The organism is Pseudomonas sp. P7758 (assembly GCF_013386485.1).
Taxonomy (GTDB): Bacteria; Pseudomonadota; Gammaproteobacteria; order Pseudomonadales; family Pseudomonadaceae; genus Aquipseudomonas.
Genome location: NZ_JACARS010000133.1, coordinates 1 through 23,233 on the forward strand (window position 1 = coordinate 1; position 23,233 = coordinate 23,233).

The window sequence follows — 23,233 nt, forward strand, 5'->3', positions numbered from 1 at the left end:
CGCTCAAGGGGTACCCACGCCTGCCGCCCGACAACTGCGATAGCGGTTTGAAGAACGGTTGGGCGGGTTGCATCTGCAGCACCTTGCGCAAGGCACCGCGCGACAGGGCATGTTCCTGGATTTTGCCTCTTAACTCCGGCCCCTGCCCAATGCCTGGCAATCCCAGAGACTGGCGGTGGGTGTCTGGCAGGGCATGTTGCAAGGCGCCGTACAGATTGTCGACGACATGCAGGCTTTGCCCTCGTGCGTCAAACGCCTCGTAGCGTCCATCGCCCCTGTGCACCAATACCTTGCGGTGCGCGGACTCGGGTGGGCCATAGCCGGCACGCAGGCTTCCGGCCAGGGAGCCTTCGCGAACCTCAATGCGCAAGTCGTTTCGCCAGCCAGGAAGGCGCTCCAGCGTGTTGAGCGCCAGCGCTTCGGTGTCGACATTGGCCAACTCGTCCAGATAAAGCCCTTCGTACGCCCGGGCCAGACGCAGATGCCCAAGTTGCCGGCGCGCTTGCTGCGCCAGCTCCAGGGGAATCTTGCGATTGTTGACCAGGCTCGCCCTCTGCGAGGGGCTGGCACCTTCCAGCAGTTCCTCGACCATGACCGGTGGCAGGCTTTTGAAGTCGCGCGCGAACAGTTGCAGTTCGGCGCTGCCAGGCGATGACCGCCCGAGGTAAAGGCTGTCGAACACCCGCCGCAGGGACTGTTTTGCATAGATTCCCAGGCGAGCCTGCAACGCCTGGCTACGCAGCGCGGCCCCGTAGGGCATATGCTGGCCGAGCAGGTTTTTAAGCTGCTCCTCGGGCAAACTCTCGACGATCAACGCCGGCAGCTTGCCGCCGAACAGGTCGATGCGGCTGATGCTGATCAGTTCCGTCCCGGGCGCATGAGGTTGGCCATACAACGCAGCTGTCCTGCTGGTGCCCTGGCCGTCAAATACTTCGATGGTCCTGCCGGGCGGCCAGCCGGTCATTTCCACCATCAACGACGCGGCGTAGCTGCCCAGGTCCATCGACATCGACCCCGCAAGGATCTGCCCACTCAAGCTTTCGGCACGCCCGTAAGCCCGCATGCGCACCGCCGTATCGAGTGTGATGGCCGGAGTGGGCTCGCTTTCCACGTACAGCCGGCGCAGCACGCTTTCGTCGGTGTCACTGATCTTGCGCACCTGCTCCAACTGCGTATCGCTCAGGCCTTCCATTACATGGCTCAGTCGCCGCATCAGCGGAACACCTTGCCACGTCAGGGGCTCATCGGCCTCATGGGTCCAGGCGCCAGAACCGTTGTTGACGATCTGAGGCTCATACGCCTCGGGCCTGCTGGGGTGCTGGACCCGGTACACGCCCGGTTCGTCTTGCGCGGTCACGGCGTAGCGATTGCCGTCCACCGACACGACCTGGCGCCCATTGACGGTATGTAGTCCCGCCTGGTCGGGAACCGAGCCTGCCGGCAGTCGGATGTCCTGCGCATAGGGCCCAAGGTCCGGCTTCCACAAGCGGGCCTTGCCCGACGGCAGCCTGACCGCCTTGAGTCCTTCGATAAACGGCGACACGCTGATATGCAACGCAGCGCCGCCCACCGCCAGTTGCGCGAGATTTTCCAGCACGTCAGCGATATGCGCCCAGCCGGCCTCGCGGTCACCCTGGCCGAGTTCAACCACGCCCTCCAGCACTTCGTACAGCAGTTGCCCGGCCGTGACCACCGCCATCAGTGCACCCAAGGGCGGAATGAACATCGACACCAGGTTCAAGGTGAACAGGCCGATGTTCATCAGATGCGCCATCCGCCGGTCGTGGCCAGCCGCGTCGGTGTGAGCGGTGGGTATCGCCATGCTCAACCCATCGTCGAGTGCGCGCTTGCGCATGTCGGCGTACAGCTCGTCCCAAGGGTCGACGTCGATCCACAGCCCCTTGATCGGGTGGGCGTTGAGGTTCAGGTTTGGCTGGTCCTGCGGCGTGCGGCTGATATGTCGCGGGGACTTTATGACGGCGTTGATCGCCTGGAGTTCGGTAAGGGATTTTCTTGCGTAGTACTGTCGCCACGCTGGATCAGGGCCCAGGGCCACGCGCCTTTGCGGTTCATCGACGCGTTTCTCGGTGAACCGCCCGTAGTAGTAAGCCAGGTATTTTTTCCCGATGAACCGTGAGAAAAACTGTTGGTGGGCCGTGACCTGAACACCCCTGCTGTCCCAATAGTCCTCGGGTCTGTAAGCGGTCAGCTCACGGGTCGTTTCCTCTGCATAGTCGGCAAAGGTTTTGTAGCGCTTGATGGGGTGCTCGGGGTGGTCGGGGATGTAGACGATAAGCCAGGTGCCATACCCATGCTCCACGCTCGGGTCGATCATGAGGCAGCCGTGCATTTGCAGTTCCATGATACTGGGCCAGCGGTGCCAGACCTGCTTGCCTTCGTGCTTGATGCGTCGCTCGCCATTGGCGATGCGCAGCAGTAGCGCGTAGTCGTCGCTGCGAATATCACCTTTGAGCAACGCCACGTAGGCGGCGGCTCTGAAGGCGTCCTTTTGCCGGGTGATAAAGCGTTCACGCAGCAGGTTCCTGGACACGGTTTGCACGGGCAGCAGGTAGGTGGTGAGGTGTTCCTGGTACAGCCTGCCCAGGTCCAGGTCGCGGCATAACCGGGCGAAGGTCTCGATCGTCAGGGTCGTGGTATGGCGCTCGAAACGGCCATCGGCGCCGGGAGCGGTGATAAAGCCTGAAGCACTGTCGAAGAACCCGGCGCGGGTCTCGCGCGCTTCAAAATTGTTCAAGGCCGCTTGCAACAGGGACAAAGTCTTGGTCCGGTAGCCTGTCGCTAGTCCTTCGACCGGTACATAGAGGCGCAGATGCACCTGGTTGACGTCCAGCTCAAACCCGGCGGCCTTCAACGCGGCTTCAAGCAATGGCCGGGCGAAGGCGTTGACCTCTTGCACCTTGCCGGTCGCTTGCTCCAGTGCAGTGTGAGACTTGATGCTCGCCTCCAACAGGTTTTGCAGCGCAGCCTTCTGTGCCGGGGTGGTGGCCGCATACCAGGCGGGGATCTCTGGCTTGGCCTGCGTGATGGCTGCACGCAGGGCAGGAGATGCGCTGACCAGGCTTTCGGGGATGGCGGCTTTGATCTGTGCATAGTGACGCCCTTCGCCGCCCGGCAGGAGCGAGGTGGAGGCTTGAGGTGCTGGCATAAACGAGTACCGATAGGGAAATTAAGGCAATGACCTTAATCAGTCGCCCCCGGCACTCGGCGGTAGCTATTTGAACGGATTGCCCCCCATGGACGAACACTCAAAAAGCGCTGGCAGGCTTGATGCACACGGGGGGATTTCCATGGGGTAATTAAGTCGTCGATCCATAGGTAATCCGGGGCCGATGCGTTAACTATTGCGTGCTATCCAGCGGCTTTTCGACTTATTAATCCACAGCGGTTTTCAGTAGCCTTTTTCCTTTGCTTACCCAAAGGAATGCCCCCATGCAGGATGCCCCCTCCGTTACTCCCCTCTCATCTTCCGACGACAACAGTGCGTTCATTCGCCAGGCCATTCCGGACTGGCTGGTACAGGCGCCGGCCCACCGCATAGAAGCGTTGAAACAGGCCAGGCTCGAACAGGTGCAGTGGATGGACAGCTTGTCGCCGCTGCAGCGAAGAACCTTGAAGGCGTTCAATGAAACCAGTTTCAAATCCCAACACGCGGTGGATAAACACCTGGCCAACGTCCAGGCACTCAAGCCCTTCGCCATAGGCCTGCTCAACGGCGCGCTGAAAGAACAATTCAACCTCACCGTGGATGTCGAAGGCACCTCTCTTCGTTTGTATGAGCCGCTGAGGCTCGGCACCTTGGGGATCAAGGCCGGCGAATACAAAGTACTGGAGGTGTCGCTGGTGCAGGCTGCCCTGCATAACTTTGAAACCAGTGAAGGTGAAGACGGCGCATTCGATCCTGCCTCCGGGTTCACCCAATACCCGGACCGGGAAGGCGCCTCTCCCAGGATCAGCCCGGCGCTGACCGTACCCGCCTTTATCAGGCTGTGCCGTACGCTGGACGTGGGTGCCCGCTACCAGGCGCACCTCAAGGAAACATTACTGCCCACCGACGAGACGGCCGCCACCCGGTTGCGCGACGCCGTGATCACCAGCCAGAAGGATGCCCTCAGGGCTGCGGCGTACCTGGCGCTGCTCAAGCAGGACATTCTCCCGGATGACTTCACCATGGTGCTCAAGGTGGTCGACGGCGAACGCAACCCGACGCTGGGCGGCAAGCCGGTATGGTTCAGTTGCCTGAGCGTGATAGACCGTGCGCTCATGGGGAGCGTGGTGTTTACACCGGTGGAAAAATATCGCTATGCCACCGACTTCATCGTCTACCTGCCCCACGATCCGGAGCACCCGCTCAAGCGCTTCAACAGCCTTGATGCGCTGAAAACCGAACTGAACCGCCAGTGGGTGGCGCGCGACAAAGCGCCAAGCGAATCCGGCAATAACAACCGCCCGACGCCCACGAGCTACCAGCATTTTTTCAGCCAGTTTCTCAATGAGCATGACAAGCCGGCGTTCTTCAACCGGTTTACCGAACCCGCTGCGGACTCCACCGCCGCCGTCGACGCAGTAGCGCGTTCGCCGGTGACCCAGACAATGCTGCAACTGGCCTTCCCGGTATTGACTACGACGGTCATGCCCCAGTCGCTTCCGCCCCCGAAAGCCGGCTGCAGGGTGGTGAAGACGGGCGCTCCCGACCTGTACCTGATGGTGGTCTCAAGACAGGGCCTGTGGGCTGACAACGTCGACCTGTGGGCCAACCTGTTTGAACATGGCCGCGACAAGGCCCTCGGCGATGCGCGCGACCAGGCAGTGCCCACCGCCGATGTCGACGCCCGGGTGCGCGGGCAAAAAATCGCCCGTTGGCTGGAGGCCGGCGCTACCGTGCTCGGCCTGGGACTGGCGTTCGTCCCGGTGCTCGGCGAAATCATGCTGGCCGCCATGGCGGGCCAATTGCTCTACGAAACCTTCGAAGGTGTGATCGACTGGGGCGAAGGCGACCGGGACACGGCCAAGGCTCACTGGTTCGACGTCGCGCAAAACCTGGCCGCCATGGCGCTGCTGGCCGGCGCGGGGAAAGGCCTGCAAAAGCTCGCGGCACCGCCTACACCCGCGTTGGTACAAGGGCTCAAGCCGGTGCGTTTGCCAGGTGGCGAGCTACGGCTGTGGAAGCCCGACCTGGCCCCTTATCGCAGCCCCGTCGTATTGCCCAAGGACGCCGCGTTTGACGACCTGGGCTTGCACAGCCACGACCAGCAGCCGCTGCTGCCCCTCGACGATCAACTGTATGCCGTCAAACCCGAGCCCGACGGCGACACCTATCGCATACAACACCCCACCCGCTCCGACGCTTATGCCCCGCAGGTGGCGCATAACGGCGCGGGCGCCTGGCTGCATGAAGGCGAAGAACCGCTGACCTGGGACGGCCCGGCGCTGATGCGCCGCCTGGGTTGTCGCACCCGGGGCTTGAGCGACGCACAACTGGAACAGGCACGCCTGGCCAGTGGCACTCGCGCCGATCAACTGCGCCAACTGCATGTGGACCTGCAACCGCCGCCCGTCCTGTTGAGCGACAGCCTGGCGCGCTTTGGCATCCATCAGCGGATCGAGACGTTTATCGAGAAGATGGGCAGTGACGACCCGCTGGATTATGCGCTGGCCGACCCGGCGATCACCGAGCGCGTGGTGGCGCACCGAGGCTTGACCTATCCGGCGGTCCTCGACCCGACTCCCCGGGTGCTGGACGAACAGACGATGCTGTGGCGCCGCGAAGTTGCCCAGGCTGCCCGGGACAGTCGGACCTCGCTGTTCGACGCGGATTATCGCGCCCATAACCTGACCCGCTCGCCCCCGGTACAGCAGCTCATTGACAGGTTTTCCGGCCTGCCGGCGGAGGTTGCCAGGCAGTTGCTGGAAACCGCCACGGACGCGGATTTAACTGCGCTGAGTGGCCATCAGCAGTTGTCACCAAGGCTCACCGCCCTGGCGCGCGAAAGCCAGCAGCAAGTGCGCATGGCACGGGCCTATGAAGGCTTGTTCCTCGACACCCTGCAGAGCCAGGACAGCCTGCGCTTGGCCCTGCATACCCTGCCCAGCTTGCCGGGTTGGGACCCGAGCCTGCGGGTGGAAATCCGCTTGGGCAGCGAACAGGGCCCCCTGATCGACGCCGTCGGCCCAGAGGCCGACGCACTGCCGTTGGTGCTGGCGATGGGTGAAGACGGAGCGTTCGGCGCCACCGACCTGTATGGCGCCGTTCTGGCACGCCTTGAACAGGGCCAGCGTCGAGCACTTGGCGAAGCCGCACGGGACGCCGGCACCCTGAAGCAGCGGGTGCGGCAAACGCCATTGGCCCGGGACGAGCTGCGCTCGGTGCTGCTGGAATACCCGATGCTGCGCAAACCCTTGGCAGGAGACCTGCGCCTGCGGGGCGGCTCCCCGCTGCACAAACTCACTCAATTGCGCAGCACCCATACGCGGGTGCGCAAGCTGTATCCGGGGTTCAGCGACGAGCAGGCCACAGCCTTCATCGAGACCCTCGGGAGCGATGCGCGCACTGAATTGACGCGCCGGGAAGACCAGTACGCCGCCCTCAAACGCGCACTCAAGGACTGGGTGAATCGCAGTGCCCGAGAAGATACGAGCCGGCGTCCATTTGAGGTAAACCCGGGAGGCCGAGAGCAGTCAGTGGCCGATGCATTGAGAGATTGCTGGCGCCGACAGACCGTGGACCGTGCCGGGGCCTACACCGGGCGCCGACTGGAAATCAGCGCCCAGGTGAACCTGCCCAAACTCAACGCCGATTTTGCCCATGTCGAGGAGTTGGTTCTCGACTACGTGAGCTTCAGCGACGGCCCCGGGCAGTTCCTTGGCAACTTCCCCAATCTGAAACGTTTGACCCTCAAACAAGTCGGCGGTATCGGACGCCACACGCTGACCGAACTGCCCGAAGCAATCACGGCCATAAAGGCGCTGACGCACCTGGACCTGTCGAAAAATGCCATCCGCCTGAGCGAAATCAGCGCCGGCCAACTGGCCGGCCTGAGCCGCCTGGAAGAACTGTGCCTGAACGACAACCCCTTGGGCACCCTGCCGGATTTCAGCCCGCTGCTACGACTGCGAAAGCTGGAGCTGCGTGACACCCGGATCAATCAGTGGCCCACAGGCCTGCTGGAACTGCCGGAGCTGAGAGAAGTCGACCTGTCCGGCAATCACCTGAGCGCGGTGCCCGACAGCCTGCTCAACCCAGCCCCCGAAAACGTGGAAGCCAGCATCCGTCTCAACCGCATGACCCGCCTGCGTGACAACCCATTCACCCCGCAAGCCAATCAGCAGATGCGGGCGTACATCGCTCGCCTGGCACAAACTCGCCCGGGCTGGCGCAACGGCGGCCAGCCTGGCGCCTTCGAAGTACCCTTGAGCCACACCGACGAAATGCGGCGGATAAGGGACTTGTTTCCCGGCTACAGCGAGGAGGAAAACGAGCAATTCGTATTGCACGCAGGCGACGGGGCGCCGGCTGAACTGACGCGCCTGGAAGGCGAGTGGCAAACCTTGAGCACCCAACTGAACGCCTGGGCCACACAACGGTTCCTGGTGGCTGCCGACAGCGAAAACCTGCGTGCAGGGGATGCCAACCATCGCCAGCAATTCGCTCGAGACCTCAAGGCGTGCTGGCGGCGCATGACTCCCAAAGTGCTGGCCCAAGATGGTTCTCCCGCCGGCTACACCCTTGAAGCACTCGGCTTGAGAGTCGGCGACTTGCCTGCGCTGGAAGCAGATTTCAGCCACGTTGGGTCAATCAAGCTTCAGGACATGCAATCCGTATACGGCCTGGATGAGTTTCTCGGCCACTTCAGTCACACCCGTTGGCTCGACCTGTCGTACGGAGAGTTGCGTTCAATCCCGCCCAGCGTTGCCCGGATGACTCGGCTTACCCGCCTGGACCTCAGGAGCAACCAACTTTCCCTGAGCGAGGCCGACGTGGACCTGCTGGAGGGGCTCACCTCACTCAAGATCATCAATCTGAGCCGCAACCCCCTGGCGCGTACCCCCAACTTCGCAACCCTGCCGAACCTGCGTAGGGTGAATTTGAAAAACACCGGGATCACCGAGTGGCCGCAGGGCTTGGGGCCACATCAGGCGTTGGACATCGTTAACCTGGCGCAGAACCGCATCACGCAGTTGCCCGAGTCCCTGGTCAACCCGCTGCCCGAGGAGGCCGAGGCATTCATCTACGTCAACAACGTCACCTTTATCGACGGCAACCCGCTGAGCACCGAAGCCCGCAGGCAGTTGGTCGAGTATTGGAGCAATGCAACCTTGCTCCACCGCGAGGCAGCAGCGGGCCGTCAGCCCGGCGCGATGCGTTATCGGGCGCCACAGCCCGCTACAGTCGAGGTTCACGCCCCTCAAGAACAGATCGTGGACGACACACCGGAGCCGGCATACCAGCACTGGATGGATGGTCTGTCACCCGAGGAAATCGACGTACGACGCAGCCTGTGGGAGTCGATTGCCGAGAAACCCGGTTCGCAGATCTTCCTCGACATCCTCGACAACCTCAAAGAATCGGCGGAGTACCGCAGCCGCTATACCGACCTGCAATCGCGCCTGTGGCAATTGCTCGATGCGGCCCGGGACGATGGCTTGCGTGAAGAGCTGTTCAACCTGGCGGGTGACCCGCGCTGCGGCGATCGGTCGGCCCTGGTGTTCAGTGACATGGAGACCAAGGTGCTGACGTGGCAAGCCACGCGCTATGCCGCCGATGGCGAGGCGGGACCGGCACTCTACACGTTGGCCAAAGGTCTTTTTCGCCTGGACGAGGTGGAAAAATTAGCCAGCGCAGACATTCGGGTTCGAGAAGGCATGATTCGCACGTCGACCATGACCCCTGAACAAAAAGTCGCCGCCCTGGAAAAACTGGAAGATATTGAAATTCGCCTGGCCTATCGCATGGGCCTGGCCCGCCGCCTCGGCCTGCCCGGTCAGCCCAACGATGCCCGCTACCTCGCAACGGGACAGGTAGCGCCGCAGATCCTGAATAATGCCGCCATCACAATAGAAAAACTGGACAACTCCAAGAAGCTCGTACAGTCGCTGCTGGGCCGCGAATTCTGGCAGGCCTTTATTCGCAACCATTATGACGATGAGTTCAGAGTCCTGAGGGAGCCCCATGACGTGCGCTTGAATGCGTTATCCGAGGAACACGATGCGGGCGCCCTCAGTGATGAGGCATACGCAACCCAGGCTGAAAATGTGCAACTGCAACTGGCCGTGGACGAGGGGCAGCTGGTTCGCTCGCTGACCCTGCGCGACTGGGTGCCGTGCAAGGCGCGCTGCAGCATCACCTGATGGATTCAGGGCGTTTGTACCAACCGCCCCAGCCGTTGCTTGAGCATCTGGTTCTCGGCTCGCAGTTGCTGGACTTCCTCCAGCAGGTCGAGCGCCAGGGCAACGCCTTCCCATTCCAGCTCCAGGTCCTTTTGCAGCGCCGAGGCGCGCTTGGCCAGGGCCAGTTCGTAATCGGTGAAGCGCCAGGACTCGGGACTGGTCCCCACCGGTTCAACGATGCCGTGCTCGACGATTTCGATCACGTAGGCCACCGACAGGTCGGTGGCCTCACAGAATTCTGCCATGTTCACTTGAACCAAACGGGAACTGCTCATCGTTAGCTACTCCATGATTCTCTTGGATCGAAGGCGGCTTTTTGTGCCAGTTCCTGCCACAACGCCTTGACCTCGTCGTCGGTGTTTTTCGGCATCACCGCCTTGAGTTGCACAAACAGGTAACCGCGCTGCCCGGCCTTGTTCAACAAGCCATGGCCCTTGGCGCGCATGCGCTGGCCGTTCTGGCTGCCGGCCGGCACCTTGAGGTTGATCTTGCCGGTGAGGGTCGGCACCGCCACTTCCGTGCCCAGCGCCAGCTCCCACGGGGCCAGTGGCAGGGTGATGATCAGGTTCTCACCTTCCACATCGAATTTAGGGTGTGGCGCGAACTTGATGATCAAGTACAGATCACCATTGGCACCACCGCCAATCCCAGGCGCGCCCTGGCCCTTGAGGCGGATGCGCTCGCCGTCGGCCACACCGGCCGGGATCTTCACGTTCAGGCTCTTGGTGGTGTTGCTGACGTGCTGGCCGGCCGCGTTGTATTGCGGCACCTGGAAGTTGACCTGCTTGGACTCGTTGGACAGGGTCTCTTCGAGGAAGACCGGCAGTTCCATTTCCACATCTTGCCCTCGACGCCCGGCACTGCGGCCCTGGGCACCACCAAAACCATTGCCGCGCGAACCGAAGATCGAGCTGAAGAAGTCCGAGAAGTCGCCGGTGTCCTGGCCACCGCCGCCATAGCCACCACGGCTCTGCCAGCCTGGCGGGCCCTGGAACGGCTGGCCATGCTGGCCGTACTTGCGCAGATCGTCGTATTCGGCGCGCTTGTCGGCACTTTTCAGCGCTTCATAGGCTTCGGACGCGTCCTTGAACTTGGCTTCAGCGTCCTTTTCCTTGCTCACGTCCGGGTGATATTTGCGCGCCAGCTTGCGATAGGCGGCCTTGATCGCCTTGTCGTCAGCGGTGGGTTCTACACCGAGAATCTTGTAATAGTCTTTGAAGTCCATCGGGGGCATCACCATCCATTATCGATATCGCACTGCCAGCGTCACAGCATGCGCCTGTTTGCGGCGTCTGGATTGACCGATCTCAATCTTGTGACCGAAGGGTGCGTCAGAAGTTTATCGGCGCTGCGGGCAGAATCCTGCAGCCACCAACCGTATGGGGAGGATTTGGGGGCAAAGGCCGGGCTTTCAAGGTAACAAGTGCGTTGTATTTAGCGGATAGTCGGCCTACGCATCTGCACGCGGGTGGCATACACTGCGCGGCCGTTTTTCAACCGGAACCCGATTGACATGAAAAACCCATCCCCAGCCCGTGCCTGCGGTATCGACTTCGGCACGTCCAACTCCACCGTCGGCTGGATTCGTCCCGGCATGGAAACGCTTATCGCGCTGGAGGACGACAAGATCACGCTGCCGTCGGTGGTGTTCTTCAACTTCGAAGAACGCCGCCCGGTCTACGGTCGCCTGGCCCTGCACGAGTACCTGGAAAACTACGAAGGCCGGCTGATGCGCTCGCTCAAGAGCCTGCTGGGTTCCAAGCTGATCAAGCACGACACCAGTGTATTGGGCACGGCCATGCCGTTCACCGACCTGCTGGCGCTGTTTATCGGCCAACTCAAGAGCCGCGCCGAGACCACCGCCGGGCGTGAGTTCGAAGAAGTGGTGCTGGGCCGTCCGGTATTTTTCGTCGACGACGACCCGATGGCCGACCAGGAAGCCGAGAACACCCTGGTGGACGTGGCCCGCAAGATCGGCTTCAAGGACATCTCGTTCCAGTACGAACCGATTGCCGCGGCCTTCGACTACGAGTCCACCATCGAGAAAGAAGAGCTGGTGCTGATTGTCGACATCGGCGGGGGTACCTCCGACTTCTCCCTGGTGCGCCTGTCGCCCGAGCGCCGCCAGATCGACAACCGCCACGACGACATCCTCGCCACCGGCGGTGTGCACATCGGCGGTACCGACTTCGACAAGCAGCTCTCGCTGGCCGGCATGATGCCGCTGTTCGGCTACGGCAGCCGCATGAAGAGCGGCGCTTATATGCCCACCAGCCACCACATGAACCTGGCGACCTGGCACACCATCAACTCGGTGTACTCGCAGAAATCCAAGCTGGCGCTGGGCAGCATGCGCTACGACATCGAGGACACGGGTGGCATCGACCGCCTGTTCAACCTGATCGAGCAGCGCGCCGGGCACTGGCTGGCGATGGAAGTGGAAGAAACCAAGATCCAGCTGACCCAACAGGACAGCCGCCATGTGCTGCTGGACCGGGTCGAGCCGGGGTTGAGCGTGGAATTGAGCCGGGCGTTGTTCGAGTCGGCCATCGATGGCTTGCTGGAGCGGGTGCGCAATGCGGTGACGCAACTGCTCAACGACGCCTCGGTGGACGTGGCCCAGGTGGACACGGTGTTCTTTACCGGGGGTTCCAGCGGGATTCCGGCGCTGCGCCACAGCATCTCGGCGATGCTGCCGAATGCGCAGCATGTGGAAGGGAACATCTTTGGCAGTATTGGCAGTGGTCTGGCGATTGAGGCCAGCAAGCGCTACGGCTACTGAGTTTTAGCTGAAACCGTGGCGCGCCCTTCGCGAGCAAGCCCGCTCCCACATTCGGCTGCATTCCAAAGTTGGAACTCGGTCAAATGTGGGAGCGGGCTTGCTCGCGAAGGGGCCAGTCCAGGCAACATCAATGCCTAAACCATCCCCGCCAGCTTCAACTCACTCTTCAAGTACGCATAATAAATCGGCCCCGCCACCACCCCCGGCAGGCCGAACGCGGCTTCGAACACCAGCATCGCCAACAACAATTCCCACGACTTGGCACTGATCTGCCCACCGACAATCCGCGCGTTGAGGAAGTACTCGACCTTGTGGATCACGATCAGGTAGCCCAACGCCGCCACCGCCACCCAGATCGACAGCGACAAGGCCACGATGGTGATCAGGGTGTTGGACATCAGGTTGCCGATCACCGGCAGCAGGCCCAGCAGGAACGTCAGCACGATCAGGGTCTTGGTCAGCGGCAGGTGGATCCCGCACAACGGCAGCACCACCGCGAGGAAGATCGCGGTGAATGCGGTGTTCAGCGCGGCGATCTTGATCTGCGCGAAAACGATGTTGCGAAAGGCCTGGACCAGCAGGTGCAGGCGATCAAACAGCGCTGCCGCCAGGGGTTTGCGCTTGGTCAGGTCCGGCACCCGTTGCAGGGCGATGATCGCCCCCAGCACCATGCCGATCAACAAGGTCACGAACATGTGCGCGGCGTCTTTGCCCACCAGTTGCAGTTCGCTGAGGTGTTTGCTCAGCCATTCGCCGATGGCCACGCGGAACTCGGCGGCGCTGGCCGGCAGGTAGGCGTCGAGGAACGGCGGCAACTGGCCGCGGGCACGATCGACCACGCCCATGAACTTATCGAGGGAGGCCCCGGGGTTTTCCGCTTCGTGCAGCAGGAAGCTGATGGCCCCGGCGAAGATCAGGGTCAGGATGCTGACGATCAAGGTTCCCAGCAAGGCTACCGCCAACCAGCGCGCACGCCGGCCTTCGATCAACCGCTGCAACTGCGGGGTGAGCATGTTGACCAGCTCATACACCAGCAGCCCGGCCAGCAGGCTCGGCAGCAACTTCAATGGCAAAACCAGCAGCAGCCCGCCAAAAATCAGCACGCAACTGACCAACAACAACACGTGACGCTGAGAAAACGTTGGCATACAGCCTCAAAACGAACGGCGTTAAAGGATGGGCAGTCTGCCAGCGTTGGGTGAATCAAGCGAGAAGTCTAAACGCGGTCCGATGTGGGAGCTGGCTTGCCTGCGATGGCGGTGGGTCAGCCAACAAAGGCATCGACTGTCAGGTCGCAATCTTAGGCAAGCCAGCGCCCACAGAGTTCTGCATCATTATTTCTTCAGGCAGGTGCTCATAAAGGTTTTACGCGCATCGCCGGTCAGCGCCTGGGTTTTCGCGGTGGCGTTGCAATCTTTCATCTTCTGTTGCTGTGGGGTCAGGGTCTTGGCGTCGTTGGCCGCCGGGGCCGCCTTGAGGCAGTTGCTCATGAACGCCTTGCGATCATCACCGGTCTTGCCACTGGTCTTGGCTTCGGCGTTGCAGGTGGTCATTTTTTGTTGCTGAGCCGTCTGTGCGGCAGTCGCGGCAAAGCCTTGGGAACACAGCAGCAGGCTCATCATCAACAGCGGAATACGCAGCATCTTCATGGAGTTTTCTCCCTGTTACCGTGCCGAGGGGCACGGCCTCCCCAGCAGTGTAGTCAAACCCTGTTACACCTTCCTGCCGCGTATATGGGTCCGGCGATACTGCTCCGGCGTGCAGCCGGCCTGGCGCTGGAACATCGCGATAAACGCCGAGGCCGTACTGTAGCCCAGGTCAAACGCAACTTCCTGGACACTGCGCGCGCTGTCCAGCGCCTCGATCGACGCCAGGAACCGCAGGCGTTGGCGCCATTCGCCGAAGCTCATCCCAAGCTCACGCACAAATAGCCGCGCCAGGGTGCGCTCACTGACATGCACCTGCTGCGCCCACTGGGCCAGCGCGCGGTTATCGCCAGGGTCGGCCTGCATGCCCTCCAGCACACTGAGCAACCCGGGATGGCTGGCATACGGCAGGAAACAATCGTGCACCGGCGCCTGCCTGAGTTGGTCTACCAGCACCTGGGCCAGGCGCACGTCGGCTTCGTTCTCGGGAATGTTGACATCACGCTCGGCGAAATCACTGAGGATCGCCTTGAGGATATCGCTGATGGTCAGGGTGCACGGCTGCGCCGGCAATTGCTCGCACAAGGCGGGCGCCAGATATACCGAGCGGTAGACGATCGCCTGGGCGTTGTAGGAACTGTGCTGGGTGTTGGGTGGGATCCATACCGCATATTGCGGCGGCGACATAAAGCGACTGCCGGCCACTTCAAAGCGCATCACGCCACGGGCCGAGTAGTCCAGGGAACCCCAGGCATGCTGGTGCGCACTGGCATGGGTGTCAGCCTCGAATTCCGAATAACGGAAATACACCGGGGCCGGCAACTGGTCAAAATCGGGAAGGTTGATGTACTTCTTGAGCATGTTGTCTGGATACAAAGGTCGGATGGCTGGATCGAAGTATAGGCTTCGATCCAGACAAAGGATAATCACCGCTCATAGACGCAACTGGTTCTTTTCGATGCAATACGCTTATCCGTTACTGGCCATTTTTATCTGGGCCGGCAATACCGTGGTCAACAAACTCGCGGTGGGGACGATTTTCCCTGCCGAGATCGGTTTTTACCGCTGGCTGCTGGCCGGCCTGCTGTTTACCCCGTTCATGCTCAAACCCGTCATCGCCAACTGGCCGCTGATTCGTCCCAACCTGGGCAAGATCTTCATCCTCGGCGTGCTGGGCATGGCGGTGTACCAGAGCCTGGCGTATTACGCCGCGAACCTGACCTCGGCCACCAACATGGGCATTATCCTCTCGCTGATGCCACTGATGGCTCTCACCGCCGCAATCATCAGCCTTGGCCAGCGCCTGACCTTCGGCGCCCTGACCGGTGCCGTGCTGTCGTTTGCCGGCGTGGTAGTGGTGGTTTCCGCCGGTAGTCTCAGCGCCCTGCTGCAACACGGGCTGAATATGGGTGACGCGATGATGCTGGTGGCCACCCTCGCCTACGCGGTCTACAGCACCCTGCTGAAAAAATGGCAGCTGCGCTTGCCGCCACTGGTGTTGCTGTACCTGCAGGTGCTGGTGGCGGTGGTGGTGTTGTTTCCGCTGTTCCTGCTCTCCGACAAGGCCGGCCTTGGCTGGTCGAATATCCCGCTGGTGCTGTACGCCTGCCTGCTGGCCTCGATGCTCGCGCCGCTGGCCTGGATGCATTCGGTGAAGACCCTCGGCCCAAGCCGCACCACGCTGTTTTTCAACCTGCTGCCGCTGATCACCGCGTTGATTGCCGCAGTGGTGTTGAAAGAGCAGCTGGCGATGTATCACCTGGTGGGCGGCTTGCTGACCCTGGGCGGGGTGATTTTGTCGGAGCGCTGGACGACGCCGGTTCGCAGCAATGTCAGCGCGCAGGAAGCTACTTGAGCCCCACCACACCGGCGACGATCAAGCCCACCGACACCAGCTTGATCAGCGTCAGGCTCTCCCCCAGCAACGCGAAACCGAGAAACACCGTGCCCAGTGAGCCGATGGCGGTCCAGATCGGGTAGGCCACGCTCACCGGCAACTCACGCATGGCCAGGGTCAGGAAGTAGATCCCGCCCACGGCCGCGATGACGGTGACCAGCGATGGCCACAGCCGGGTGAAACCATCGGCGTACTTCATGCCCATGGCGAAGGTCACCTCAAAGCCGGCGGCGATCAGCAGGAAAAGCCACGACACTTCAGAAGCTCCCGGCCAGGTCGCGCAGTTGCCCTTCGACTGCATCGCAGGAACGGCGGAAAACGCTCGGGTCGGACTCTTCGCCTTCTGCGGCGATCACCGTGACGTCTTCAATACCGATGAACCCCAACGCGGTCCGCAGGTGCGGATCGGCGTGGTTCATCGCCTCGTTTTCCCCGCCCGGGCCAAAGCCGCTGCCGCCGCGACTGGTGATGATCAAGGCCTTTTTGCCCAACAATAACGGCTGGTACTGGGCGATACCCTGGCTGTCCTGGGTGATGTCCACGGTATGGCCCATGCGCACGATCTGGTCGATCCAGGCCTTGAGGCCGCTGGGAATCCCGAAGTTGTACATCGGTACGGAAATCACCAGCAGTTCGTGCTCGACGAGCTCGGCTACCAGCTCATTGCTCAGTTGCAAATCGGCGTGCATGGACAACGGCATCGCCTGCGGCTCCGGGTGGAAGCTGGCGGCAATGAACGCTTCGCTGACGTGGGGGATAGACGCCCGGCCCACTTCGCGGCGGGTCAGTTGCGCGTCGGGATTGGCGGTGTGCCAGGCGGCCAGGAACACCTCGGCAAGGCGCCGGGAGTGGGAACGTTCGCCGCGGGGGCTGGAATGGATCGCAAGCATTTTTTTCATCTGTAGGCCTTCACACGCTAGACTCAGGCAACCTGAATGGCTGCCTCTGCTGCGCATAAATCTAGAGCCGAGCGGCCACCCTCACAAATGAGCAATAGTTGTTTTGGATGAACTGAATTCATCCATGGAGCCACACATGTTTGCTTCGCTGCCCCTGACCGCCCTGCGCGCCTTTGAATCGGCCTCGCGCCTGTTGAGCTTCAAGGCAGCCGCCCAGGAGTTGTCGGTCACGCCGACGGCGGTGTCCCATCAGATTCGCTCCCTGGAAACCTGGCTCGGCGTGCCGCTGTTCGAGCGCCTGCCGCGCCAGGTGCGCCTGACGGAACGCGGCGAGCGCCTGTTCCACAGCCTGCACGGCGCCTTGCTGGACGTCGCGCAAAGCGTCGACACCCTGCGCCCGCAACGCAGCGCCGGCAATCTCACGCTCTCCACTACGCCGGCGTTTGCCGCTCTGTGGCTGGTGCCGCGACTCGGGCGCTTCTATGCCGCCCATCCGGATATCAGCCTGCGCCTGGACACCAACTGCGCCGTCGTCGATTTACAGCAGGATGCCAGCGTCGACCTGGTGATCCGCTACAGCATCGACGACTACACGAACCTCTACGGTTTGTGCCTGTTCGACGAATGTTTCGCCGTGTATGGCTCCCCCGAACAAGTCGCCCTGGCGCGCGAGCGCACCCCGACCCTGATCAGCGTGCGCTGGCACAACTCCAGGCTGTACGCCCTGGGCTGGCAGGCCTGGTGCGAAAAGGCCGGCGAAGACTGGTTGCAATCCGCTTCGCCGCTGCGCGAATACGACGAAGAACACTACGCCCTGCAAGCGGCCATCGCCGGCCAGGGCCTGGTGCTGGCGAGCAATATCCTGGTCTCGGAAAGCGTCGCCAGCGGGTTGCTGGTGCCTTACCGGCCACAGGTCCGCGTCAACGGCGCCGGCTACAGCGCCCTGTGCGTACCGGGACGGGAACGGCACCCGCCGGTCCGGGCGTTTTTTGAGTGGTTGCAGGAGGAAGCGCGGCTGTCGGGGCACGCCCTGTAAAATCCGATAAAACTTTTTGCGTTGCCTGGGACTCACAACTTGAAGCGATCACGCCGGCAGAGCGTGGCGCAAAACCGGATTAGTACCAGGAGAATGAGATGACTGACTCACATTTGTCTGACGTAGCCACTTTACGTGACCGCGCCCGCAAGAACGTCGAAAACGGTGCCGTGACCGAAGGCTATGACGCCGACCGCCAGGAAATCCTGCGTCTGCTCAACGAATCGCTGGCCACCGAGCTGGTGTGCGTGCTGCGCTACAAGCGCCACTACTTCATGGCCAATGGCGTCAAGGCGCATGTCGCCGCCGAGGAGTTCCTCGAGCACGCCACCCAGGAAGCCGAACACGCCGACAAGTTGGCCGAGCGTATCGTGCAGTTGGGTGGCGAGCCGGAGTTCAACCCCGACCTGCTGTCGAAGAATTCCCACGCGCAGTACGTGGCCGGCAATACGCTGAAGGAGATGGTCTACGAAGACCTGGTGGCCGAGCGCATCGCGGTAGACAGCTATCGCGAAATCATCCAGTACATCGGTGACAAAGACCCGACCACTCGCCGGATCTTCGAAGACATCCTGGCCCAGGAAGAAGAACACGCCGACGACATGGCGGATATTCTGAAGGACCTGTAACTAACACAGCTAACACCGCAAAACCAATGTGGGAGCGGGCTTGCTCGCGAAGGCGGTGGGTCAGTCGGAACATTCTTGACTGATCCACCGCCTTCGCGAGCAAGCCCGCTCCCACATTTGGTTCACGGTTTTGTCAGCTAGCCTTTCACTGTTTTAGGTGCCTTGCCTTCCTTCATCTGTTGCAGCAGCGGCGCACACTGGTTCGGCTCATCGCCGCTCGGTGCCACCAGCGCCAGCAAGCCCGCCGCCGGGCCGGCAATCACACCCAAGGCAACCATGCCCGCACCACGCAGCATCAGCGGCACCGCCTTCACGCCAGCATTCGGTTTGATAAACGGCCCGTTGACGTACAACGGCGAGCGCAGGGAAAACAGGCGGAAGCCTTTGGACTCCGGAGTAATGGTCAGGTCAAGCTGCTCGCTGGCCATGTTCGCGGTGCCATCGATGTAGATGATCGCGTTCTCGGTATCGAACACAAACAGGCGAGTCGTCGCCAGGCCCGACTTGATGCCGAAGTCTGCGGCCGCACAGTTGATCTTCACTTCCTTGTCGCCAAACAGGCGGCCGACCACGTAGTTGCCGACGTTGAGCCCGGCGATTTCCATCAGTCCGCGGCTGATGGCGCCGTCGTTGATCAACATCTTCAGATCGCCATTCGACGTGCCAAGCAATGCCGCGACGGAGTTGCCGCGCCCGGAAATGTCCGCGTCGCCGTTGAGCTCACCGAAGCTGGTTTTCATCGGCTCGAAGGTCGGGAACAACTGCTTGAGCTTGAAGTTGCGCGCGGTGAGTCTGGCCTGGCCTTCCATCGGCGTGGTGCGCCCGTTGAGACGAATCTGCGCGTCGAGCTTGCCACCGGCCACGCCGAAACGCAGGGGCTCCAGGCTCAACTGCCCGTCGTTCAGCACCAGGTGAGTGTAGAGATCGGTGAACGGCAATTCGGCACTGTGGACGATGCGTTTGCCGGTGAATTCGACGTCGGCATCCATGTCGCGCCAGCGCTCGGTGCGGAACTCTTCCACTGGCAGCACCTTGGTCGCCGGCTGCTTGCTTTCGCCGCCACGGGCTTTTTGCTTGGCGTTGGAGTCGGCGCCGATCAGCGGCGCCAGGTCGGTCATCAACAGCTGATTGGAGACCAGCGCCCCGGTGAGCTTGGGCCGCGGCTGGCTGGCGACGTAGCCGAGGTTGCCGTGGATGTCGCTGTTGCCGATCTTGCCGTTGAAGTTTTCATACTGGAACGACGCGCCACTGGCCTCATGCAACTTGGCGATCAGGTGGCCGTCGGTGGAATAGGCCGGCGAATCCGGCAGGGTCACGCCGGTCAGCGGGTACAGGTTGCCCAGGCTGCTGCCGGAGAGTTTGAGGCGCAGGTCGAGGGCGCCGAGGTTCATCGGGTCGGTCAGGGTGCCGGCCAGCGCGATGCTGGTGTCGCCGATCCTGGCCTGGGCTTGCAGCGGGAACGGCTTGGCCGCGTCCTGCAAGGCCAGCAGGCCACCGATCTTGCCGGTGCCATCGAGTTTCTGGCCGTGGTATTGGCCCTTGACCTTGAGGCCGAACGCGTAATCCTGCGGCGCCGAGCCTTTTTCCAGGGCTTTCCTGGCGTCGGCATCGCCGACGATCTCGCCGAAGGGGATCGGCTTGCCGAGCAGGTCGATCACGACGTCGAGCTGGGTCTTGAGAGTCTGGTCGTCGAGGGTCACATGGCCTTTGTCGAAGCCGATGGCGCCGATGTCCACCACCCAGTTGGACGGTTCGGCATTCGGGTCCTTGGGGTCGAACTTGAAGGTCCAGTTGGCGCGGCCATCGGCCAGGCGCTGCAACTGCGCACTCGGTTCGGTGAGGTCGATACGCGGGATCACCACGCGCTGGGCCAGCAACGCCAGGGGCGAGATGCGCAACTCCACGCGCTTGAGGGTGACCATCTGCGGGGCTTTCGACCAGTCGGGATTGCCCAGGGTCAGGTCTTCGGCAATCACATGGGGCCACGGAATCCAGGCGCGCCAGCCGCCTTCATCGGGCTCGCGCTGCCACACCACGGCCAGGTTGCCATTGATGGCAAACGGTCGATGCAGTTCTTCGGAGACCTTGGCGTTGAGGGGCGGCTTGATCCGGTTCCAGTCAAAGAACACCAGGACCAACACCACAATGGCGATTAACAAAACGAAGCTGGCGCAGCTCCAGGCGAGAATTTTACGAGTGCGCGTCATTGCACAGGACTCCAGGTTACGACTGAGCGGGCGCTTTGCGGCGCGCGTTTTGACTACAGCTTATATGGCTACGACTGACAAACGGCGCGGGGGTTTAACCCCATTGATGAATTCCTCATAAAAACCGCCTTTCCTGACCAACCAGACAGTTTCAATCATCAACGACGCACCGTTGTTACCCACGTTCGTGTCGAAAATACCCACCTCGGTGCAAAAGCGCGGGCTTGAGACCTGCGAGATAGAGCCTTCGCAGGGAACAATCAATTCTGTTGATTATTACCATTGTGTTTATGAACTTTTATATCGACTTATCAAGAGTAGCATTAGCCCTGTACCCAATTTATCGCCCTCCCAAGGAGCAACCCATCATGAAACGCCAAATACTCGCAAGCTTTGCACTTTCCCTCCTGGCCACCAGCGCATTTGCCCTGCCAGCTGCTGAACAGGCAACCCCACAAGTGAAAGCCGACGCTTCCCACTTCAGCCAAACCCTGGCTCGCAGCGGCGCTTCGGACAAGAACAACACCGACTACAACGGCAGCATCACTGAAAACGGTTCGGAACAAGCCAACAAACGTGCTTACACCGAAGGCGTTGCTGAAGGTGGCCGTGACCGTCTGGAACAGAAAGGTCTGGTTGAAGGTGGCGCTGATCGCCTGATGGAACGCAACGCTGTTGCCGAAGGTGGCCGTGATCGCCTGGAACAGAAAGGCCTGGTTGAAGATGGTTCGAGCCGCGCCAACAAACGCGCTTATGCTGACGGCGTAGTGGAAGGCGGTGCTGACCGTCTGGCAGAACTGCATCAAGCACAGAGCTAAGCCCGTGCTGGCCCTGGAAAAAAGCCCGATCAGCCGATCGGGCTTTGACTTTGTGTGAACCGCAACGCCCTTCTCCCTTTTGAAGTTCGACGCTGGCAAAGCTGATTTGCTAGAGTGCGTCGCTGTCCTTGTCCACAAAGCCCGCCTGCCAATGCTGCCCCGCGCCGAACAGAAGCAACAGACCCGACTCGCCCTGATGGACGCAGCCCGCCATCTGATGGAGTGTGGCCGTGGGTTCGGCAGCCTGAGCCTGCGTGAAGTGGCCAAGACCGCCGGCATCGTGCCCACCGGTTTCTACCGTCACTTTGCCGATATGGATCAGTTGGGCCTGGTATTGGTCAGTGAAGTCGGCCAGACCTTTCGCGCGACGATTCGCCTGGTGCGCCACAACGAATTCGTGATGGGCGGCATCATTGATGCCTCGGTGCGGATTTTCCTGGATGTGGTCGCCGCCAACCGTTCGCAATTCCTGTTCCTGGCCCGCGAGCAATACGGTGGCAGCCTCGCCGTTCGCCAAGCCATTGGTGCCCTGCGTGAAGACATCGCCAGCGACCTCGCCGCCGACCTGACCCTGATGCCCAAGCTCCAGCACCTGGATGCCGACGGCCTGCACGTGATGGCCGACCTGATCGTCAAGAGCGTGTTCGCCACCCTGCCCGACATTATCGACCCGCCCGCCGAAGCGCTGCCTGCGCACCTCACGCCACAAGCCAAGATCACCCAGCAGCTGCGTTTCATCTTTATCGGCCTCAAGCATTGGCAAGGCCTGGGCAGCACCGAATAACTCAGCGCACGGTGTGAAAACGCTTGGCGGTGGTGTAGTTCCGGTTCCAATAGCTGTTGGCCAGTGAGTCGATGCGCACGCTTTTCCCCGTGCGCGGCGAGTGGATGAACTTGCCCTCTCCTATATAGAGACCAACGTGGCTGACCTGGCCGCGCCCATTGCCCCTGAAAAACACCGCATCACCCGGTTGCAACGCATTGCGCTTGACCGTGGCCGCGGTTGAGCGGTGCATCGCCGAGGTGGTGCGAGGCAGATGAATGTTGGCTTCGGTCTTGAACAGGTACACCAGGAAGCTGCTGCAATCGAAGCCCTGCTTCACCGAAGCGCCGCCCAATTTATAGGGCGTGCCCAACAGCTCGTGGGCGCGGTCGATCACGTTGTCGATAGAAGGTGGCGGCGCAAATGCCGGGGCACGCTGAAGATTGGCCGAAGCAGATGAAATGGCGAGCGACAAACTGACAATGAGTAAACAGAAAAATGACTTGTACATGGTGGAAACCGCTGAAGATTAAATACGGAGCGGAATCCTAATGAAACAGCGCGTAACGCAACGCACGGCAAATCCTGCAAGTGCGTAGGAAAAGTCCCAAGCAATCAAAACTCAAAAAAAGATGAAAGAAATTTCATGCAACAAGCAATGGAATTCAACGCCGAGCGCCCGGATCCGGTGCTATAAATCCAGCCACGCACCAAAATGAAACATTTTGGAATAATTTCCTGCGCCATCAGGTGGCACAAGTCGCCTGCCTACAGGGAATTCCTACTCCCCGCGTGGTTGGCAAGACCCTTGCTCTAGCTTGCTTATCGCTCATAGCTGGAAGCTTTCTGATGCTGGTGATCCACCGCCGAATCGCCCCCCAACCCGTCTGGGCCGCAGAGTTGCTGCTGAATTTCGAAGCCCGCAGCAAAAGCCGCCTGCGCTGTTTCAGTGCCGACGGAGAAGACGTCGGCCTGTTTCTGGAGCGCGGCCAACCGCCGCTGCACGATGGCGAATTCCTACAGGCTGAAGACGGACGTGTCGTACGCGTGTGCGCCCGGCCTGAACAACTGCTGCACGTCACCTGCGGCAATGCCTTTGAACTGACCCGCGCCGCCTATCACCTGGGCAACCGCCACGTGGCGCTGCAAGT

At 61.4% G+C, this 23,233-nt stretch carries 18 protein-coding genes; 8 read left to right on the forward strand and 10 right to left on the reverse strand.

Going from position 1 to position 23,233, the window contains the following annotated elements; translation table 11 throughout:
• Positions 1-3,166, reverse strand: a 3,166-nt coding sequence (locus tag HX873_RS25480; RefSeq protein WP_371318406.1) for a dermonecrotic toxin domain-containing protein, incomplete at its 3' end; no start/stop codon positions are given.
• A gap of 284 nt (positions 3,167-3,450) precedes the next feature.
• On the opposite strand from HX873_RS25480, the gene HX873_RS25485 reads away from it, so the two are divergent.
• Positions 3,451-9,366 (forward strand): NEL-type E3 ubiquitin ligase domain-containing protein, encoded by a 5,916-nt coding sequence (locus HX873_RS25485; protein ID WP_177123380.1) that lies wholly within the window; start codon positions 3,451-3,453, stop codon positions 9,364-9,366.
• 5 nt (positions 9,367-9,371) lie between these two features.
• On the opposite strand, the gene HX873_RS25490 is transcribed toward HX873_RS25485, so the two are convergent.
• Entirely contained in the window at positions 9,372-9,680 is a 309-nt protein-coding gene (locus tag HX873_RS25490) for a chaperone modulator CbpM (protein ID WP_177123381.1), read from the reverse strand.
• 2 nt (positions 9,681-9,682) lie between these two features.
• Positions 9,683-10,630, reverse strand: a complete 948-nt coding sequence (locus HX873_RS25495; protein ID WP_008439071.1) for a DnaJ C-terminal domain-containing protein — start codon at positions 10,628-10,630, stop codon at positions 9,683-9,685.
• A gap of 288 nt (positions 10,631-10,918) precedes the next feature.
• Here HX873_RS25495 and HX873_RS25500 point away from each other — a divergent pair, with 288 nt between their 5' ends.
• Complete coding sequence (locus HX873_RS25500) at positions 10,919-12,187, forward strand: Hsp70 family protein (RefSeq protein ID WP_102605727.1); 1,269 nt, start codon at positions 10,919-10,921, stop codon at positions 12,185-12,187.
• Positions 12,188-12,321: 134 nt separating this feature from the next.
• Here the strand turns inward: HX873_RS25500 and HX873_RS25505 are convergent, their stop codons facing one another.
• The 3 genes from HX873_RS25505 to HX873_RS25515 form a co-directional block, all read right to left on the reverse strand.
• Entirely contained in the window at positions 12,322-13,335 is a 1,014-nt protein-coding gene (locus HX873_RS25505) for an AI-2E family transporter (protein WP_003217402.1), read from the reverse strand.
• Positions 13,336-13,521: 186 nt separating this feature from the next.
• Positions 13,522-13,836, reverse strand: coding sequence for a PsiF family protein (locus HX873_RS25510; protein WP_177123382.1), 315 nt, complete (start codon positions 13,834-13,836; stop codon positions 13,522-13,524).
• 63 nt (positions 13,837-13,899) lie between these two features.
• A complete protein-coding gene (locus HX873_RS25515; protein ID WP_177080380.1) occupies positions 13,900-14,694 on the reverse strand; it encodes a helix-turn-helix transcriptional regulator in 795 nt (264 codons plus the stop codon).
• A gap of 97 nt (positions 14,695-14,791) precedes the next feature.
• On the opposite strand from HX873_RS25515, the gene HX873_RS25520 reads away from it, so the two are divergent.
• Positions 14,792-15,688, forward strand: a complete 897-nt coding sequence (locus tag HX873_RS25520) for a DMT family transporter (protein WP_087693122.1) — start codon at positions 14,792-14,794, stop codon at positions 15,686-15,688.
• Here the strand turns inward: HX873_RS25520 and HX873_RS25525 are convergent.
• Both HX873_RS25525 and HX873_RS25530 read right to left on the reverse strand, forming a co-directional pair.
• Positions 15,681-15,986, reverse strand: a complete 306-nt coding sequence (locus HX873_RS25525) for a multidrug efflux SMR transporter (RefSeq protein ID WP_102367994.1) — start codon at positions 15,984-15,986, stop codon at positions 15,681-15,683. The two genes, HX873_RS25520 and HX873_RS25525, sit on opposite strands and share 8 nt — an antisense overlap.
• Position 15,987: 1 nt before the next feature.
• Positions 15,988-16,629 carry an FMN-dependent NADH-azoreductase gene (locus HX873_RS25530; protein ID WP_087693121.1) on the reverse strand — a complete coding sequence of 214 codons (642 nt, stop codon included), beginning with the start codon at positions 16,627-16,629 and terminating at the stop codon, positions 15,988-15,990.
• Positions 16,630-16,753: 124 nt separating this feature from the next.
• On the opposite strand from HX873_RS25530, the gene HX873_RS25535 reads away from it, so the two are divergent.
• The gene (locus HX873_RS25535; protein WP_085984661.1) at positions 16,754-17,665 is read left to right on the forward strand and encodes a LysR substrate-binding domain-containing protein; all 912 of its coding nucleotides are present in this window, start codon (positions 16,754-16,756) and stop codon (positions 17,663-17,665) included.
• Positions 17,666-17,763: 98 nt separating this feature from the next.
• The gene (locus HX873_RS25540) at positions 17,764-18,294 is read left to right on the forward strand and encodes a bacterioferritin (protein ID WP_003217418.1); all 531 of its coding nucleotides are present in this window, start codon (positions 17,764-17,766) and stop codon (positions 18,292-18,294) included.
• 137 nt (positions 18,295-18,431) lie between these two features.
• Here HX873_RS25540 and HX873_RS25545 read toward each other — a convergent pair whose 3' ends face one another.
• A complete protein-coding gene (locus HX873_RS25545) occupies positions 18,432-20,501 on the reverse strand; it encodes an AsmA family protein (RefSeq protein WP_003217419.1) in 2,070 nt (689 codons plus the stop codon).
• A 368-nt stretch (positions 20,502-20,869) separates the two neighbouring features.
• Here HX873_RS25545 and HX873_RS25550 point away from each other — a divergent pair, with 368 nt between their 5' ends.
• Entirely contained in the window at positions 20,870-21,319 is a 450-nt protein-coding gene (locus tag HX873_RS25550) for a hypothetical protein (protein ID WP_003217421.1), read from the forward strand.
• Between the two features lie 151 nt (positions 21,320-21,470).
• Positions 21,471-22,103 carry a TetR family transcriptional regulator gene (locus HX873_RS25555; protein WP_003217423.1) on the forward strand — a complete coding sequence of 211 codons (633 nt, stop codon included), beginning with the start codon at positions 21,471-21,473 and terminating at the stop codon, positions 22,101-22,103.
• A 1-nt stretch (position 22,104) separates the two neighbouring features.
• Here HX873_RS25555 and HX873_RS25560 read toward each other — a convergent pair whose 3' ends face one another.
• Positions 22,105-22,593, reverse strand: coding sequence for a C40 family peptidase (locus HX873_RS25560; RefSeq protein ID WP_087692460.1), 489 nt, complete (start codon positions 22,591-22,593; stop codon positions 22,105-22,107).
• 338 nt (positions 22,594-22,931) lie between these two features.
• Between HX873_RS25560 and HX873_RS25565 the strand changes: the two genes are divergently transcribed.
• The coding region (locus HX873_RS25565; protein WP_177123383.1) for an urease accessory protein UreE at positions 22,932-23,233 on the forward strand (302 nt) is incomplete at its 3' end.

Coding starts and splice junctions, on each gene's coding strand:
- HX873_RS25520 (WP_087693122.1), top strand. CDS start 14,792: ATGCAATACGCTTATCCGTTACTGGCCATTTTTATCTGGGCCGGCAAT.
- HX873_RS25490 (WP_177123381.1), bottom strand. CDS start 9,680: ATGAGCAGTTCCCGTTTGGTTCAAGTGAACATGGCAGAATTCTGTGAG.
- HX873_RS25500 (WP_102605727.1), top strand. CDS start 10,919: ATGAAAAACCCATCCCCAGCCCGTGCCTGCGGTATCGACTTCGGCACG.
- HX873_RS25495 (WP_008439071.1), bottom strand. CDS start 10,630: ATGGACTTCAAAGACTATTACAAGATTCTCGGTGTAGAACCCACCGCT.
- HX873_RS25515 (WP_177080380.1), bottom strand. CDS start 14,694: ATGCTCAAGAAGTACATCAACCTTCCCGATTTTGACCAGTTGCCGGCC.
- HX873_RS25550 (WP_003217421.1), top strand. CDS start 20,870: ATGAAACGCCAAATACTCGCAAGCTTTGCACTTTCCCTCCTGGCCACC.
- HX873_RS25510 (WP_177123382.1), bottom strand. CDS start 13,836: ATGAAGATGCTGCGTATTCCGCTGTTGATGATGAGCCTGCTGCTGTGT.
- HX873_RS25505 (WP_003217402.1), bottom strand. CDS start 13,335: ATGCCAACGTTTTCTCAGCGTCACGTGTTGTTGTTGGTCAGTTGCGTG.
- HX873_RS25535 (WP_085984661.1), top strand. CDS start 16,754: ATGGAGCCACACATGTTTGCTTCGCTGCCCCTGACCGCCCTGCGCGCC.
- HX873_RS25530 (WP_087693121.1), bottom strand. CDS start 16,629: ATGAAAAAAATGCTTGCGATCCATTCCAGCCCCCGCGGCGAACGTTCC.
- HX873_RS25540 (WP_003217418.1), top strand. CDS start 17,764: ATGACTGACTCACATTTGTCTGACGTAGCCACTTTACGTGACCGCGCC.
- HX873_RS25560 (WP_087692460.1), bottom strand. CDS start 22,593: ATGTACAAGTCATTTTTCTGTTTACTCATTGTCAGTTTGTCGCTCGCC.
- HX873_RS25555 (WP_003217423.1), top strand. CDS start 21,471: ATGCTGCCCCGCGCCGAACAGAAGCAACAGACCCGACTCGCCCTGATG.
- HX873_RS25485 (WP_177123380.1), top strand. CDS start 3,451: ATGCAGGATGCCCCCTCCGTTACTCCCCTCTCATCTTCCGACGACAAC.
- HX873_RS25545 (WP_003217419.1), bottom strand. CDS start 20,501: ATGACGCGCACTCGTAAAATTCTCGCCTGGAGCTGCGCCAGCTTCGTT.